The 19260-nt window shown below is 37.1% G+C and carries 9 protein-coding genes; 7 read left to right on the top strand and 2 right to left on the bottom strand.

Going from position 1 to position 19260, the window contains the following annotated elements; translation table 11 throughout:
- Window positions 1–15: 15 nt before the first annotated feature.
- The 7 genes from HZI73_RS06140 to HZI73_RS06170 all read left to right on the top strand — a co-directional run bounded on the left by HZI73_RS06140 (window position 16) and on the right by HZI73_RS06170 (window position 16480).
- Complete coding sequence (locus HZI73_RS06140) at window positions 16–723, top strand: thioesterase II family protein (protein ID WP_212697379.1); 708 nt, start codon at window positions 16–18, stop codon at window positions 721–723.
- A 65-nt stretch (window positions 724–788) separates the two neighbouring features.
- On the top strand, window positions 789–2768 hold the full coding sequence (locus tag HZI73_RS06145; protein WP_212697380.1) for a non-ribosomal peptide synthetase: 1980 nt from the start codon (window positions 789–791) through the stop codon (window positions 2766–2768).
- 13 nt (window positions 2769–2781) lie between these two features.
- The gene (locus HZI73_RS06150) at window positions 2782–11625 is read left to right on the top strand and encodes an SDR family NAD(P)-dependent oxidoreductase (RefSeq protein WP_212697381.1); all 8844 of its coding nucleotides are present in this window, start codon (window positions 2782–2784) and stop codon (window positions 11623–11625) included.
- Between the two features lie 193 nt (window positions 11626–11818).
- Window positions 11819–12082 carry an acyl carrier protein gene (locus HZI73_RS06155; RefSeq protein ID WP_212697382.1) on the top strand — a complete coding sequence of 88 codons (264 nt, stop codon included), beginning with the start codon at window positions 11819–11821 and terminating at the stop codon, window positions 12080–12082.
- Between the two features lie 176 nt (window positions 12083–12258).
- The gene (locus HZI73_RS06160) at window positions 12259–13986 is read left to right on the top strand and encodes an ABC transporter ATP-binding protein (protein WP_212697383.1); all 1728 of its coding nucleotides are present in this window, start codon (window positions 12259–12261) and stop codon (window positions 13984–13986) included.
- Between the two features lie 40 nt (window positions 13987–14026).
- On the top strand, window positions 14027–15640 hold the full coding sequence (locus HZI73_RS06165) for an ABC transporter ATP-binding protein (RefSeq protein ID WP_212697384.1): 1614 nt from the start codon (window positions 14027–14029) through the stop codon (window positions 15638–15640).
- A gap of 33 nt (window positions 15641–15673) precedes the next feature.
- Window positions 15674–16480, top strand: coding sequence for an aminoacyl--tRNA ligase-related protein (locus HZI73_RS06170; protein ID WP_212697385.1), 807 nt, complete (start codon window positions 15674–15676; stop codon window positions 16478–16480).
- Window positions 16481–16579: 99 nt separating this feature from the next.
- On the opposite strand, the gene HZI73_RS06175 is transcribed toward HZI73_RS06170, so the two are convergent.
- Both HZI73_RS06175 and HZI73_RS06180 read right to left on the bottom strand, forming a co-directional pair.
- The gene (locus tag HZI73_RS06175; protein WP_212697386.1) at window positions 16580–17635 is read right to left on the bottom strand and encodes a hypothetical protein; all 1056 of its coding nucleotides are present in this window, start codon (window positions 17633–17635) and stop codon (window positions 16580–16582) included.
- 370 nt (window positions 17636–18005) lie between these two features.
- Window positions 18006–19220: a hypothetical protein gene (locus tag HZI73_RS06180; RefSeq protein ID WP_212697387.1), complete on the bottom strand. Its 1215-nt coding sequence runs from the start codon at window positions 19218–19220 to the stop codon at window positions 18006–18008.
- Between the last annotated feature and the right edge of the window lie 40 nt (window positions 19221–19260).

Genomic DNA, 19260 nt, shown 5'->3' on the forward strand with positions numbered 1-19260 from the left:
CATTGGAAAGGACGGATGAGTATGCTGCTATACTGTGTGCCTCATGCTGGTAGTTCAGCACTTAATTATTATCAATGGAAATTGCATATGATGAAGGGTATCACAATTGTGCCTCTGGAATTGGCAGGTAGGGGCTCCAAATCAGATAAGCCACTCTATAAAGATTTTCATGAAGCGGTTGACGATTTGGTGGATGATATCCTTCATGATAACCCAGAAGAAGAATATGCATTATTCGGTCACAGCTTAGGTTGTTGGTTGGTTTATCACCTGTATTTTAGATTGCTAGAGAAAGGCATGAAACCACCCGTACATCTGTTTTTTTCTGGCAGATGGTCCCCATTAACCCATAAGGAAGGGCTTAAAAGTACAGAAATGACCGACCAAGAATTTTTGGAGAGCATTAAGGAAATGGGTGGTACCAGTGACAAAATAATGAATACGACAGAATTCCTAGATAAGTATTTAGCAATATTAAGAAGTGATTTTAACATCATTGATCACTATCAAAATCCTACAGACATTCAATTAATTGAAAGTGATATTACGGTATTAAGCGGAACACAAGATAGTTCGATTACAAGTGCAGAGCTCTTTGAATGGCAGAAGACCACCAGTGGGACGTGCACGATATGTAAGGTGAAGGGAGGACACTTTTTTCATCTGGAAAACATGGAAGATACGATTCATATTATTACAAATAAAATTAAGAGGTTTGCATAATGCCTAAGTGGATAGCCATCAATTAAGGTAACATGCAATGCTCTAAAATTGTAGGAGGGTATCACATGAAAAAATTAAAAGAACTGCTATATGGTATGCGTCAGGAAAAAGAAAAAGGTGTAAGTTTTGTTCATTCCGATGAACACGTTCATTTTATGTCTTATGAGGATTTATTTAAAAAAGCTACTTGTGTGAAGGAATATTTATGTCATCAAGGTGTTAGAAAAAACGATGAGGTTATTATAACAACGGATACCACAGAGTGTTTTTATATCACATTTTGGGCTTGTTTATTAGGTGATTTTATTGCTGTACCCTTGAGTTTTAGCCTTGATGACCTGGATAAACTTAAAGGTGTTTTGGAGGTTTGTCATCAGGGGGTTTTTGTTACAGACAATCAAGAGATGTACCAACATATTAATCAGCAAGCCCTTGGATTTAAAACATGCATATGTTGGGATTTAGACATGTTAGAAAATATGGGTGGGTCACCACAAGATACACCCACTGAAAGAGATACCTTTGTCTTATCAGAGGAAGAAAGTGGCATGGACATCGCTTATATTCAATTTTCTTCCGGATCAACAAGTAGTTTAAAAGGTGTGGGGATAACCAACCTGGGTATCTTAACCAATGTGGATAACCTTCTTGGAAGTCGGGATATACATGGCGAAGAAACATTTGTGACGTGGATTCCTCTATACCACAATTTTGGTTTGTTCTTCAATTTATTCATGCCTATACGCTATCAGCAAAATGCTCATATTATAGACACAAAATATGTGGTAAAAAACCCCGTTTTCTATCTGGATTACTGTCATAAAGTGAGAGGATCCGTCACGTCTGGAACGAATTTCTACCTTAACTTTATTATTAAATTGTTACAGGAAAAAGGTATTAGAGAAGATTGGGACTTATCGTGTATCCATTCCATGTTCCTAGGAGCAGAACCCATCTCCATCACCTTATGTAATCAATTTGCAGCCTATATGAAAGGGTGTAAGTTTAGACGCTCAGCACTGGCGCCAGCTTATGGGCTTACAGAAGGTACATTAGCTGTTTCGGCTACAACAGATGACGATTGTGCACAGAAATTATCCGTTAATAAGGAGAGTATGGGCATCGGTCAGCCTTTAGAGATTGTCTCAGATGATGATCCATTAGCCTCAGATATTATTAGTGTTGGAAAGGTACTTCCAGCATTTCAACTCAAAATTGTTGACTTGGCTGGTAATCAATTGAAGGATGGACATTTTGGTTTGATATACATTGCAGGTAAATGTGTATTAAAGAATTATTATAATTTAGAACGAGATGAAAATTTTGTTGATACGTGGTTTAATACAGGGGATATTGGGTTTATTCATGATGAACGGCTTTATATTACTGCCCGCTATAAAGAGATGTTTATCTATAACGGTAAAAATTATTATGATAATGATATAGAAAAATACATCCATAAGTTAGGTGTTTTTCAAGATGAACGGGTTGTTATACATGGGTATCGTAAACATATAGACGATGTGAACGATAGTGTGATTTGCTTTATTCAAGGCTGCCGTGATATGGATACTATTGTGAGTAAAATTAAAAAGGTGTTATCCCAGCTTAACAATGTACTGGGCATCTATATTAACGATTTTGTTTTAGTGGATGTTATTCCAAAGACAGTAAGCGGGAAGGTACAGCGGTATAAGCTTCTTAAAAATTATCTCAATGGAGAATATGATAAAAAATTATCTGAACTGGCTGTAGAAATGGATAAAGTAAACCAAATTATCGACTGTGATGCATCCAGCGTAGGGGATTTTATGGCTAAAACCTTATCAGAAGTTGTGGACCATGATCTTGACTATAGCGGGTCCTTTGTTTCAATGGGTTTGAACTCCATGGAAATTGCAAAATTACATATGGCAATCAATATAAAATATGGTGATTGTATTTCCATTGCGGACCTTTTTGAATATACAACCATCGAACAACTGGCAGAACACATTGTGGAAAAGGTAGATGGAAGAAAAGAATCTGAAACGCTAATCAGCTAGGGGAGAGAAAAGTATGGCTAGTAAAATGAAAGAAGAAAACAGAGACATCGCTATTATCGGTATTGGGTTGAAGATATCCTGTGCTCGAGATTTGGAACAGTATTGGGAAATCATCAAGCATAAAATTGGCTGTATTGAAGATTTCCCAAAATATAGGGAGGAGGAAGTTGAGGGTTTAGTCAACATCTTCCATGACAGCGATAAAGACCCTGCATTTTATCAAGGCTCCTATATTGGAAGAATCGACGAATTTGATCATGAGTTTTTCAATATTTCACCACGAGAAGCTTCCTTAATGGACCCTGTTCAGCGTATATTTTTAGAAACAATTAGGAATACATTTGACGATGCTGGCTATACGGCAGAGCGCTTGAAACAATCCAAGACAGGTGTATTTTTGGGCTACACAGCTTCATCCTTAAAGGATAACTATATTGTTGATATTGCTTTTAATCATCCAGAGCTATTACCCTATTCGATGACTGGCAATATGGCGCCGTTAATCCCCTCAAGAATTTCCCATTTACTTGATCTGACTGGACCAACCATGGTCATGGATACAGCTTGTTCGTCATCTCTTGTTGCAGTTCATGAGGCTTGCGAACATATTCTGTCAGGTAATTGTCAAATGGCTGTTGCTGGAGGCATGAAATTAAATGTACTGCCCATCATCTTGGATACAATGAAACTTGGTATTGAATCCCTTGATGGTAAAACAAGAACATTTGATTCGGGAGCAGATGGAGCTTCCATGGGAGAAGGATGCTGTACGGTATTACTAAAACCCTTAACCTTAGCTGAACAAGATGGGGATATTATCTATGCTGTCATCAAAGGAACGTCCATTAATCACGATGGTACAGCTTCAGGTCTAACAGCACCGAATCCCGCAGCACAGTCGGAAGTCATTATGGATGCTTGGGACAAAGCAAGGATTAACCCAGAAGATATCCAGTATATTGAAGCACACGGTACGGCTACAGGGTTAGGAGACCCCATTGAAATACAAGGCATCCAAAAAGCCTTTAGTCGCTTTACGGATAAGAAGCAGTTCTGTGCTATTGGGTCATCCAAAAGTAATCTGGGACATTTGTATGAATGTGCAGGTATTGCGGCTCTGTTAAAAGTCATTGCGTCCATGCGACACGAAACCATTCCTGCCACCATTAATTTTTTAACCCCTAATCCCAACATTGATTTTATTAATTCTCCTGTGTATGTGAACACAGAAGCAAAGAGGTGGGATAAAAGGGAAGGTAAATCTTGTATTGCTGGTGTCAGTGCTTTTGGTTTAAGTGGTACTAATTGTCACGTTGTGGTGGAAGCATATGATCCGCCAAAACAAGAGGAAGTAACAGCAGAGAATAAACCAACTCTCATAAGTATTTCTGCAAAATCAGATGATAGTTTAAGTGAAAAAATTAATCAATACGTACATTATGTTGAGGAAAATAATAATACGTTAGATTATTACAATTTTTGTTATAACATTAATCGGTATAACGATATGTATGATAGAAGGATTGCCTTTACAGTTAAAAACAAGGAAGAGTTATGTTATAAATTGCAGTGGGTTCACAAGCATGGATTAAGCGATTATCCAGAAGAGAAGATATACCATCATGCTATTGTAAGGGATAATCGTGATTATCAGAGTCGTAAAATGCAATTAAAGGAAATGCAAGCTTTAACCGATGGGTTAAATAAGATGCTAAAGTCCGTGAATCTTGAAATCCATGACTTAGAAAACATCTGTCAACAGATTGTTTTAGGTGGGACACCGCAATGGGAGCTTATGTATGATGGTTATCAAGGGACACATATACCCTTGCCTGTATACCCATTTCAACGCACCCGATTATGGTTACCTAAGAAGGTCTATAACAGTAAGAAGAAATTATTCTATAAAAAAGGCTTTAAAAGTGAGCACATGATCCATCAATCAGAGGTTGCAGAAAGGACTTTGATAGTTGCTTGGCACCAGCAAGCATTAGAAGAGCTGAAGCAAGCTTTTGCCCAGCACGGAAGCAATGTGGAAACCATCTTATTAGAGGATGTGGATACACTAGCTCAGAAAAAAGAAGAAGTCATGGAAAAACTCCATGAAACGTCCCATATTATTTTTCAATTATACGGGTGTGATTCAGAAGAAACAGATATCAGGAAGCTCATACGTATGCAGCAAAATAATCTGCATACATTACTGACATTGTCTCAATGGATACAAAAGCAAGATAGTAAATCCAAAGTAAAGTTAGTGATACTATCGATGAATAGCCTATCCGTTACAGGAAATGAAGCCTTACTGAACCCACAAAACACCACAGCCATGGGACTAGGCAAATGTATCACTAAAGAGATTAAGCATATTAAATGTTGTTATCTGGATTATGATGAAGCGACAGCATTCAAACATGTGATGGATGAAGTGTATTCAGAAAATAAAGAAGAAGTTGTTGTGTACCGAGATCATGTGAGATATGTTGAGTGTTTAGAAGAAATTGTACCTACAGGACAAGATAGTTCAGCATTACTGGTTGATTCAGGTGTTTATATCATAACCGGCGGTTTGGGTGGTATCGGGTATGAAACAGCGAAGAAAATATGCGAACTGGCAAAAGACGTGACACTCATTATTATAAGTCGGACGAAGTTGCCATTTAATACGGACATGGCATCAGCAGACAATAAGGTGAGGGAAAAATACGAGAGATATACTGCATTGCGTCATTTGTCAAAAAATATAGAGTATTACAGTGTGGATGTATCCCAATATGATATAATGAAAGAGATTATAGATACCACAAGGCAGAAGTATGGAAAAATTAATGGTATCATTCACGCGGCTGGCATTGGAGGCGGTCAGTTAATTGAAAGTACTACAACAGAGCATTTGGATGCCATGCTTCAGTCCAAAGTATATGGTGCTTGGAACTTGGACCAGCTGACAAAAGAAGACGATCTACTATTTTTTGTATTGTTTTCTTCTATCGCCACTGTTTTTAGCAGCATTGAATTATCAGCTTATACGGCTGCAAATACGTACCTTGATTATTTTTGTCAGTATCGGCATGCTAATCGATGTGGTAAAACATATACCATTAACTGGGCAACATGGTCAGAAATAGGTATGTCTGTGGAACATAGCTTTACCATTGATACATTATTTAAAACCATTACCATAAAAGATGGTATAAAAGGCTTCCTAGATGTGCTAGGTTGTGATGAAACAGCCGTTATTATAGGTGAGTTAAATCTGGAGAGCCAAATAGCTTTGATGCTGCATAATTATCCCGTTAAGTATTCCGATTACATCATGGACAAGTTAGACGCTTTGAAAGCAAAGAATAAGAAAGATACGGTTAAGCAGGCATCTTCCCAACCACCTATAAGCTATAGTGGTGATTCAGCGTATAAGGCTATTGAAGTTAAAATTGCTCATGCATGTCAAGAAGTATTAGGCTATGAAGAAATCGATATTCATGATAACTTTTTTGAGATGGGTGCAGATTCGATTCTTATGGGACATATTTTTAAACACATTAACGATGATTACCCTGACCAGTTGCAATTAACGGATTTGTTTGCGTATCCAAGTGTCAGACAGTTATCGGAATACATGAGTTCAAAACAAAATGTAGCCTCACAGCGGGATAGAGAATCCAAAGAACGGGTTAATAAAATGCCTGTGCATCATGGTGAAAAAGACATTGCTGTTATTGGTATAGGACTTGATTTACCCTGTGCAAAAAACGTGGATGAGTATTGGGAGCTGATTGTTAATGGTGTCAGCGTGGTCAGGGACATACCAAAAAACAGGGCGAAAGATTTGAAGAATCATTTCTATTATTTAGGCATGGATAAAGAGGATATCATCTTTAATAAATGTGCTTACTTAGATGCAATCAATACCTTTGATTACGGGTTATTTAACATGTCACCAAGAGAGGCTAAACTGATTGATCCCATTAATCGGCTCTTTTTACAATGCAGTCATAGTGCCATTGAAGATGCAGGCTATGGCGGCTTGAAGATAAGAGGGAGTAACACTGGCGTATTTCTTGGTTACACAGCTAATCTGGGTAACCTGTACAGCCGTATTTTGTATGAAATTGATGCAGGATTATTCGGAGAATCCCTACCCGTTAATCAAGTCAGTATGGCAGCTAGCCGTATTGCTTATGTCAATGATTTAAAAGGACCGAGTATGGTTATTGATACAGCTTGTTCCTCGTCATTGGTTGCTATTCATACAGCATGCCAGCACATACGCAATGGTGAGTGTGATATGGCCTTAGTTGGAGGTGCATCCATTACCATGGCCCCATTAGCTGGCGGGTTCAAAGTCGGTTTTGAATCTTTGGAAGAAAAGACAAGATCCTTTTCAGAAGGTGCTATGGGTACAGCAGTAGGGGAAGGTGTTGCAGCTATTTTATTAAAACCATTGTCCAAAGCGCTGGAGGATAAGGATAATGTATACGGTGTCATCAAGGGAAGTTCTTCTAATCAGGATGGCAGTTCTTTTGGTATAGCTGCTCCTAATTACCTGGCTCAATCTGAAGTGATACAGAAGGCTTGGTTGCAAGCAGAAGTAGAACCAGAAACAATCAGCTATATAGAAGCCCATGGTACAGGCACAGCACTAGGGGATCCCATTGAAGTAAAAGGCATTACCCATGCCTTCAAAGTATTTACCGATCAAAAACAGTTTTGTGCCTTAGGCACCATAAAACCCAATATAGGCCATCTGAATGAGGCATCGGGTATTAGTGGTTTTATAAAAGTACTTATGATGATGCGTTACAAGGAGCTGGCTCCCACAGTATTTTTCCAAGAGCCCAATCAAAACATTGATTTCATGGACTCACCCGTGTATATGTCCACATTAAGAACAGTGTGGGAAACAGGTGATATCCCTAGAAGAGCAGGGATTACTGGCTTAGGTATGAGCGGAACCAATTGTCATATTGTCCTTGAAGAACCGCCAGAGGTTGACCATGAAGATATCATGGAGGACATACCCACCATGTGTATCATCTCAGCAAAATACCAAGAGGGTTTAAGACTTATTGCAAGTCATTTACTTGCATGGCTATATAAACACGAAGACAGTCATCTATACGACATCCTATATACCCTTGCAACTGGAAGAGAGCATTATCATTATCGGGTAGGCTTTCAAGTTGGCAGCATACCAGAACTAAAGACATTATTAGAGGCCTATCTTGCTGATGAAGATACCCATACGATTTATCAGGGGCATTATGCCATTGTCTCTGAAAACAAAAAAAATAGAGAAGACCATGAAATGACGGTAGAAGAGCATAATGCGTTAAATCAGGCTACAGCAGAACTTGTTGAAAGCATCACAGATTATAAGGATGTACAGCGCACGGATGCCTTATTGCAGGCATATACAAAGGGTGCTGATATCGATTGGCATCAGCTATATTGTCAACAAGGTTATCATCTGCACCTCCCAACGTATCCCTATAAGAAGGAACACTGCTGGATGGCACCACCTACTACGTTGGATGCCATAGAGCGTATTAATTTTGATGGTTTTTATTACACCATGAAGTGGATGGAAGAAGAGGAAGAGGCTATTAATCTGGATAATAGCCAGATGGGCAAAACTTATATGATATTCCACAGCAGTCACACAGCCTTGCATAAAATCTCAGATATTTTAGTGGAACGAGGCATCCATGTGATTCAGGTCTATCTGGGAGAAGCCTATGAAAAAATAGATGATGAACGCTATGTCATAGGCAGCTCATTAGCATCCTGTGAACAACTTTTTGAAGCCATTTATGGTTATGATATTGATAAAATGATCCATCTTGCGTCCATTGATGAAGATAAAGAGATACAAGCCCAAGGTAACAATCATCTATCCGATTATTCAACCATTGACAATAGCATTGAAAAAGGTTTTTATAACATTATCAACTTAGTAAAAGCCATGATAAGTACCCATTACAGCAGAAACCTTGAATTCATTATTATATCCCAAGGGACTTATGGTATCACGAAAAAGGAAACAAGACTGAACCCACAGCATGCGGTTGTACTAAGCATTGGTAAAGTCATTGAACAAGAATACCCAAATATTGAATGTCGAGCCATGGATATTCAAGATGCTGGAGACCTTGAACGTGTCGTTGATGAAATCCTAAGAATGGATAGAAAGCTTTATCTTATTGGTTTTAGAGATGGCATACGTTATGTGGAATGTTTTACTGAAGAAACAGTCGTACCTCAGACAGATTGTATACGAGAAGATGGTAACTATATCATTACTGGGGGCTTAGGTGATATTGGTATAGAGACAGCCAAGTACCTTTCTGAAAAAGGATGTAACAGTATTACCTTACTAGGACGAAACGGTTTTCATCCTCGAAAAGACTGGCAATCACCTAAACTGGATGATGTGGATAAAAAGAAAGCAGCGATGTTAAAAGAAATAGAAGATAATGGTGCTCAGGTTTTTATCTACGCCGTTGATGTGGCAGATGATGAAGGTATGCAAGTGGTCTATCAACAGATAAAAAATGAAGTGGGTAGCATTCATGGTATCTTCCATTCCGCCGGTATTGCTGGTGCTGGTTTTATTGTGAGAAAAGACAAAGAGGAATTTGCCAGCGTATTAGCGCCTAAGGTTAGAGGAACGTGGATATTGGACCAACTCACACAAGATGAACCGTTGGACTTTATGATGCTGTATTCCTCAGCGGTTACCTATTCAGGTGAAGCAGGACAAAGTGACTATGTAGGTGCCAATGCATTCTTAGATGCCTTTGCTGATTTTCGCAATGCCAGAGGGGATAGGACCTATGTGGTTAATTGGGTGTCTTGGAAAGAGACAGGGATGTCTGTAAGGTATGGTATCAATGTAGATACCATTACCAAAGCAATCACCACTAAACAGGCCATACACCATCTTGATCAATTGTTGCAGAGTTCTGTTAGGAAAGTTATCATTGGGCAATATAATGTGAACAAAAATTTATTGACCATCAGCGATTACAGCCGAAACCGAATTGCCGTAGACCTTCAACAGAAGATGGATCAGTTAAAGGAAATCTATAAGCACGATGATCATGAAGATCGTTTACTTACGGAAGATGGCCGCGAAGTAGCCCAAGTAAAAAAAGGAAAGCTGCTCATATTACCCCATAGCGAAAAAGACAAAAACTTCGATTTCCAGCATGACTGGCATGTAGGGAGCAACCTTTCGAATAATGTGGAAGATATTCAAGAAAACTTATGTAAAATATACGCCAAAATTCTCGGATATGATGAAATTGACATCTATGATAATTTCTTTGAAATGGGTGGCGATTCCATCTTACTAACCAGAATGCATGGCTATATTGACAGCCTGTATCCAGACATGGTCAACGTGGCTAATTTATTTGAATATACCTCCATCTACACATTAGCAGAATATATTCATCAAGAATTACTCAAAAAGTCACCTACCCCTGAAGTGAAGGAAGAGACTATCGACATAGGGATGCTGGGTAAATATTTAGATACCCCTATGACAGGTGAATTGAGTTTTGCACAGAAAAGGATGTATGTGGTCTACAAGATGAGTAAGAACAAGAACATCTACAATAATCCTTTTGCCTTTAAGTTAGATAAAATGGAGTCCAAAGAGGATGTTTATCATTGTATTAAGACATTAATGGATCGTCATGATGTGTTGCGGACAAGCTTTTACTTTGATGGAAAATCTGTTTGTCAAAGAGTGGAAGAGCATGTAGAGCCGGATATAACCTATTATTATCAAGAGCGTATAGAGGATATTGACTATCAAGCATTGGTGACAACATTTGATTTGAAAAAAGCGCCATTATTCAAAGTATCCATTATTGAACTTAAGGATGGTCGTTGTGTCCTGTTTTTTGATATGCATCATATTATCATTGATGGCTATTCGTCCAGTATTATTAATCGAGAGCTGAATGATATCATTACCAATACGCCTATGGCACCAGTGGCCTATCAATATCACCATTACGTGGCTTATGAAAAAGATGTTGTGAAGTCCACAGCCTATAAGGAAATGGAAGGCTATTGGCATGAACGTTTAAAAGGTTATGTTAGAAAGAATTACCTGCAAGACTTCAGGACAGATACCCTGCAAGACCATGATGGTAACTTCAGTTTGACCCTTAGCCATGAACTTATTCAAAACCTTGAAAGGGTGGCGAAGAATAATAATACCTCCTTATTCTCCATGTTTCTAACAGGGATTAATCTAACGATACATGTGTTTGATTCAAGTGAAGATATTGTATTAGGTGTGCCTTGTATAGGACGTGTTCACGAGGATGTTATGGGTATTGTGGGTATGTTTACCAATACACTTCCAATGAGGAATTACCCGGTGGCAGACAAGAAGATTTGTGATTTTCTACTTGAGGTTAAACAGTCCATTCATCATGACCTCGCTAACCAAAGCTATCCTTATGATAAGATGGTGGATACTTATAAAAAGGCCCATAAAGACGGCAGTTCTAATCTGTTTAATATCATGTTTGATTATGAAAGCCCCAATATGGATATTGTAGAGGGGGAAAGAAGAGGCTCTGGGGACATTGTCCTTCCCATTAGCTTTGCTAAATACGATATGGATATTCAAATCACCAATAAGAATGCTTCTTTGGTCTTGAAAGTTGATTTCACCAAAGCATTTAGAGAAGAAAAGGTTCAAGAATTCATCCATACGTATCTGGACATATTACAACACATGACGCATATGAAAGCAGAAGATACCATCGGTAATTTTGTATCAGATGCATTAGAAAACAGTCATCAAGTCAATAAGACTATTTCATTTTTATAGGAAAGTCCTCTGAATTTAGCATATGAAATAGAAACGTTTTCATATGCGTCAAGGAATCTTTCCTAACGCAACAACTTGCTTCGCAAGATGCGACGTAGTCGCTTTGTTTTAATGTGGTCATAACTTGACTTAACTAGGTAACGTTGTACCAAGAGAGATAATTGCGTTTCTCACTTTAGGGAGGAGAAGGACTATGAATCACGATGAAATGAAAGAAAAACTAATAGCGTATATCAAAGAAAAACTTCAAGTGGATGATATCACGGATACAACGGAGCTGGAAGAACTTGGAGAATTTAGTTCAATTTTTGTTGTAGAGCTCATTTTATTCATCGAAGAGAATTTCGATCTTGAAGTTTCAGATGAAGATTATGGTATGGAAAATTATAAAGATGTAGCAACCATTGTGGCGTTAGTCATAAGAAACAAAGATAATAACCAAGAGGCTGTCTTATAAAACAGTTTAGCTAGAAATATTTAATATAAGAGGTTAAGCTTTTTAGATATGAAATAGGCAGTACAGTTGTGTAACATGTTAAATAACGTTGGTACGCTGCCGTTTGTGACTAGCTTAATGCTTAACCTCATCTATTTCACTATCCTAAATAATAATGATAAGTCAGAGGGGTGCATATGAAAAAAGGAGTAAGTTATCAACTATCTAAAATATACGGTAAAAGCTATAAAAGGATGTTGGCAGTTGTTTTTTTAGGGGCATTTATTTCAGCCTTGGCACAGCTTTTTTATACATACGAAATTGGTGTTGTCATAGATTTAGCTAATGATCAGGAAATTTTGTGGAATACCGTTCTTATTGGTATTGCTGTTATCGTACAAGTTCTCACCAGTTTTATGAAAAAAAGAATTTCTTTTCGTGTACAAAATAATTTTTTATATCGGCTAAGAAATAAAGTGACAAAGAAAATGTGTCATGCAGACTATAAAGAAATTGAAGCTCAGGATGATGAAAAAATATTATCCATCATGTCAGCAGATGTGGAAGGCTTTAAACATTGGTTTGAAACACTATTTGTCTTGGGAGAGGTACCTGTAAAAATGGGTTTTTGTTTTGTCTATATCATTTTTATGTTTTATAGGAGCTGGCGTTTAATGGATTTAATAGCCATCCTCGTCCTATTTGTTATCTCGTTACTCCTTAACAATATCTGGGCAAAAAGATTGTATGCTCTGAGCATGAAGGAAAGGGAACATAAAGGACATGTGATCAATTATTTCATTAATTCCTTAAATTTTAGGATGATGATCAAGTCCTATAACCTGGAAAAAAAGTTTTTAGAGGACAATCGTGTCAAGTTAAATGCCTTGAAAAAATCAGAACGTAAGGCGTATGTTTTTCAAAGGATTATGAATTATTATGGTGTCATGAATGGCTATTTTATGTTTTTGTTTGTGTTAGGATTAGGGGCTAAGAATATTATCAATGGTACGTTACAGTTAGGGCAGTTGGTATCCATGATGTTTTTAATGGATATTTTTGGACAAGGTGTTTCCATTGTTCAATCCATACCCACCAATTATCAAAAAGTAAAGGTATCTGTTGACCGAGTAAGTAGTCTGTTAGCATTAAAAAACCAGCAACAAGAAGAGTACTCAGAAGAAAGTTTTGTGGCTAAGGATACGAACCCTACAGTATATGATATAAAAGGTGTATCTTTTGGCTATAAGGATGAGCATGTTCTCAAAAATATTAGTTTTCATGTGAACAAAGGTGAAAAGATTGCCATTGTAGGGAAAAGTGGTTGTGGAAAATCCACTTTACTGAAGCTCTTATGTAATCTCTACGAACCAGAGGAAGGTTCCATAGCCTTCATGGGTAAAGGGATTAAAGGGGTGAGTAAGGAAGCATACTACAAGAAGATAGCTGTTGTAACTCAGGAAAACTTTGTTTTAGATGATACCATTTTACATAATATACGTATTGTAGATGAACACAAAGGACTGGATGATGTGAAGGATGCTATAGATAAAGCCCAGCTTAGTGATGACATAGACACTTTGGAAAATGGATTAGATACAGATATAGGTAGTGGTAAACATATGTTATCCAATGGCCAAAACCAGAGACTGAATGTAGCAAGAGCTTTCTTAAAGGATAGTGAAGTCTATCTATGTGATGAGCCAACATCAGCCCTAGATGAAGAAAATACCAATGGGGTGATGGATGTTTTCTTTGAAGATTTAAAGGATAAGACGTTTATAGCAATCTGTCACAGTGGTATTGATTTTACACGGTTTGATCGTGTTTTATATATCAAGGATGCTGGGATTGCAGGTTATGCACCACATATGGAACTGATGGAAAATAATGAAGAGTATGGCAAGATGTTTGCAGAAATGTGATGATTTTAAGTATAGATGATGAGTAGAGAGGTATATGTGGATGAAAACAATTAAAAAAATGATAAGAGTGATTAAACAGCATCCAATACGTTGGATTGTTGGTATATTAGGCTATCCCGTGACAACCTTGGTTGCTAGGTTGATTTATGCTTATGGATTTAAAGAATATGTGAATAAGCTGGAAGAATCTGGCATTACCATAAGCGATATTGTCTTTATCTTAGGCTTGGTATTTGTAGGATTACTGGTTGCCAATTTATTAGAGTACATAACAGCATTTTTGATAAAACTATTCCGACTATCTGCACGAACCAACATACAGCAGGAAATCTATACAAAAATGCAGCATGGTTCAGTCATGGAAACATCTGTATATGATAACGGTGAAGCATTGACAAGGTATAATAAAGACTCGGATTTAGCTGCAGCCATGGTGTCAGATGATGTAGTTGCATCCATCTACCCCATTATTGTTGGCTTAGGCTATATTGTATCTATTTTTTTGGTGAATATCTATATCGGCTTAATGGTTTTTGTTCTAGGTACGCTGATTATTTTCTTTAACAAGTATTTTGTTGAACGCCATAGAAAGCTAAATCGTATGCACTTACATGCCGAGTCCAATTTCATGAATTTGTATCAAAACACCATTCGAGGGAAAATAAGTATACGTTTGATTAATGCTGGGGAAAAGATTTCTTCCATGTTAGAAGACAGGGCAGAGGCACTAAAAGGGGTGGAAGATAAAATCGGTAAACTGGAATCCTATAAGATTATTACATTAGATTTATTTACCTCCATATGTGCTACGCTGATGATTCCTGTGGCATGCCTATTTAGTGCTAGAGGCTATATGTCTATTCCAGAAGTGATTTTGGTGACCCAGCTATGTCGGGATATTGTGGTCCATATTTCTGGATTTGGTAGAGCGGTATCGAATTTAAAATCTCATGAAATATCCTTAGACCGCGTTATAGACATGATGGATATTGATGATGAAAACAACCAATTGGCTTTCATGTACCAAAATGACAGTGAACCGTTACTAAGGTATGAAAATGTGGGTGTCTTCTATGGAGAAAAATGCATTGTTGATCATGTCAATTTGGATTTTTGTGAAGGTGAAATTGTCATGTTCTGTGGTCAAAGCGGTTGTGGCAAAACAAGTTTAATGAAGGCGCTCCTTGGTTTTGCAGACTATACGGGCAAGATATTGTTTAAAGGCGTTGATATTAGAGATTTTTCTATACAAGAGTTACGGAAAGAGGTTTCTTATGTACCAGAAAAATCAGATATATTTGAAGGGACAGTCATTGAGAACGTTCTTTATGGGGATTTTGAAGCAAACGATGAGCAGATTATGGAGGCCTTATCAAAGGCTGCCATTTATGAAGAACTTGCATTTGATTATGCTGTTGGTGCCGAGGGTATGAATCTATCAGGTGGGCAGAAGCAGCGAGTGGCTATTGCTAGGAGTTTATTAAAGGAAGCATCCGTTATTATTCTGGATGAACCAACTGCTGCCTTGGATGGCACTTCAGAAAAAATAATCTTAGAGACATTAAAAGAACTTAGAGACCAAGGGAAATGTATTATTGCCATTACCCACAGGGAATCCACATTGGCAATAGCCGATCGAGTGATTAACATGTAAAGGATCATGCTTATAAGAAAAGGAGTCTTGTATATGCATAACGATTATAGTATATTCCATCATGAATACTTTTGTTTGGACGAAAAAGATACACGCTATGTTGAAGACCTGGATAACAAAATCTGTGAATTTTTGAAAGTATTTGAAGCTAAGAATATCACAATACCTACCTTTATCACAAGAGAAATCCTTGAAAAGAGCGGCTATTTTCGTAATAGTCAACAGCAGCTAACTGCCGTTGCAGTGGCTCATCCAAATAAATATGATCACATTCAAAAAGAAGGTAATATAACAGATGAAACGTCACAATTAAGTGAGTTCTATTTAACACCAGCTGTTTGTCTGCATGTCTATCCTATGTTTGAAAATCAGATTATATCAGAACCATTCTGCCTCACTGCAAAAGCAAAAGGGTATCGCTATGAAGGCGGAGATCATGATGGATTACAGCATGTATGGGAATTCAACGTTAGAGAGTGTATCTTTATTGGTTCAGAATCATACGTCAGGAACTGCTTAAAACAGATGGAAGAATGGTTGTTTCAATATATCTTAACCATAGATAAGGAAGCAACCATACAACCGGCTTTTGACCATTTTTTTGGCTCAGATAGTGAGTTGAAGGCATGGAAGAAATTCCAGTTAATGAATCACATGAAGCGAGAATTAATCGTACATATTGATGGACGAGAGATTGCTCTTGCTTCGTTTAATTACCACGGCAACAAGTTTAGTAAAACCTATCATTTTGATCATGATAACGTTGTCTCTGGATGTGTCGGCGTTGGACATGAAAGATGGTTAAAATTAATAAAATGGGTTGAAGAACAAAAAAAATAAAGCAGCCCTATAACATACTGCCTATTCTCACCTAATCGATCACATACATATGATGATCGATTAAGGCGGTTTAGGGCCTGTAACCCTTTTCTTTCATTCCTATTTAGGATTTCCTCTTTTTTCTAAGCCCTCTATTACGGAAATAAATTTAGGTAAGATTGTTTTTTCTTTCATACACATATCTTGTAATAAAGGTATAATTCTTTCTATAATGTCACCACGTCTTGTTAAGTTATATTTTAAGAATAAGTTGCGAATGGATTGGCTCGTTTGCTGAATCGTTAAATAAGTGTTATGGATTTCTTCTAAATCCGTAATTGTTTCATTATATTCAGCTAGGATGTATGCAATTCTTAGAACCATACATTTTTTATGTTCCCATAAGAGATGAAAAGGTCGAATATCACTTACTGCTGCAAGGTTATATAACCGTTTAAGATATAGAATTAACTGGTTATAAATATCCATACCATATACATAGTTATGGGTAGGATTTCTGATAATCGTATACTGCTGGCTAGAGTTTTCGCCATTCAGATAGTCACGTAGTCCATTTTTAATACACGTTAAATCCAATGCATATATAAAATCATCCTTCAAATGTAAAAACTTTAGGTCATGGTTATTTGAAGCCAGTTGACTGGAAGCTTGGTCAAATAAATCATAACTTATTGTACTACTTCTAAAAATTCCTTTATGATCAAAACCTAATATATCAAATGCCTTTTTATGATGATCGAAACCAAAAATCATATTTTCATGAAAATAATGTTCTTTTTGGAATGAAATCCGATTAGGTACATAGAATTCATCCAGATGACACACCATATAGTTTTCTCGCTTTAATGCATGAATAATGGCTTGTTTTATATCAATATTGCAGTCAATCAATAAGTAATTATCCATTGTATGCGTATTGAGCCATGGTATACCAGGATATACCGAATTAACCCATTGAATGTCTTCAATGGGCATACACAATGAAAAAAAATCAAAAAAGTTGTTTTGAAGCCCTTTATGACAGACTAATTGCATATAGTTGTTATAAAACCAAGGCAGACATTTATCATAATTAAAAATAATGGATAATGGGAAGGCATGGACAACATAGCCGATAATTGGAGGTTTAGTAATGGGTAGTTTTTTACAATTCATATATAATCTCCTTGATTCATTGAGTTAGAAATATTGCATGAATAAATGAATGACTTCTATTCAAATAAATACAAATATCTACAAATGTTGCAAATAAATAGCAATATTATTATAATTATAGCAATAATATGTATTGGTGTCAACGATGCTTGGATAGGCTAAAGGAGGAACAAGGCACTTAGATCATCTACTCTTGTGAGAACAATAGAGGCTAAGCCTCGTTCCAAAAAGCGAATTTTTCCTATTATAAGAAAGCCTTTTTTATTACACATGAAAACACTGCTTGTATGAAAGAACATATGAAAAGAGAACAAAGAATGTTCTCTTTCCGTGTCAGATGGTACTAAGATTTTGCAATAAGGTTCAATATTTAGTTTAATCTTACAGGGTAAAAGCTACCCCCTTGGGGTGATAAATTTTCTGCGATTGGTTTGAAATTGGTTAATGGATTAGCTGGTTTGACATAATGGGGTCCTTTGTACACAACGCTATTATCGGACCAAGGTGTAGCCCCACCATGATTTAGCTCTTTAACGGTATTTTTATAGACAAAACTTTTGTTGGTTGATAATTGGTGATTTATTGACCATGGGCCCATAATGGCATAGTAGTTAGGGACGCCATTGCCAGCAGGCATATCTGCTGGTAATGTAATGGTATTTTTCTCCACCAAGTTATTCCCTTTATCATGGGTATGGAAACTGATTTCTTGTTTGAAATCATTTTTATAGAACACATTATATTCTGCACCTTGACCTTGTATGGATATATGGCGGATTTGGGTTGCATTACAACCTGTAATGAGATTATAAGCACCCATTACCATGAAGTATCCATGACAGCCCCCATGCTTATTAAAAGCCCCTTTAATGTTCACGTCTCGGATGGTGTTATGGTTGGCATTAATCCATAGTGGATGGTCAGCACTGTTCAATATTTTAACATTATCTAACCAACAGTTATAGCATTTCACCATGGATACAGATCGGGTAGAATTACCATCTAACTCATTGTTTTCAGTCTTTGAACCAATATTCCATTTATGTTTTGGATAAAATTGTTTCTTGCCGTTGTTCATAATGAACCAACCGCCTTTAATGGTAATATCATAAATACCACTGTTATGAACACCTTCTAGGAATTCAAAAGCACCACCTCTTGTCATGCTTTTATTAATGGTACAGATGACACCATCTCTACTTTCGCCAACAATGCTAACACCTGTTTTCATTTTTATGGCAGCATCAATGTTGTAGTTACCATTCTTAAGTAATACATGTCCACCTTTTCCTTTAGCTTCTGTTATGGCATTGTTAATCGCACGGCTGTTACCACCAGTAAGTGTCACTTTTACGTTATTGCGTATACTGCTTTCAAAAGGAATACCCGGGTCTACGCCGGCGCTTTTCCACTTATTCATTAAGGTATTATAGCGACTATCATTTGGACCAAAAGTTACATGAGGGTCTCCCACTTTTTTTGACGCAGCTAAGATGTTAAGGTGCGTGGTTGTCATCATTAAAGTAAAACATATGATTATTGCAGTTAATTTCATTCTGTTTTTACTACCAAAATAACGTTTCATGTTCCATCCCTTTCTTAACCTTTATTTTCATTCTTCAATT

It is taken from the genome of Vallitalea pronyensis, from assembly GCF_018141445.1.
Lineage (GTDB): Bacteria > Bacillota > Clostridia > Lachnospirales > Vallitaleaceae > Vallitalea > Vallitalea pronyensis.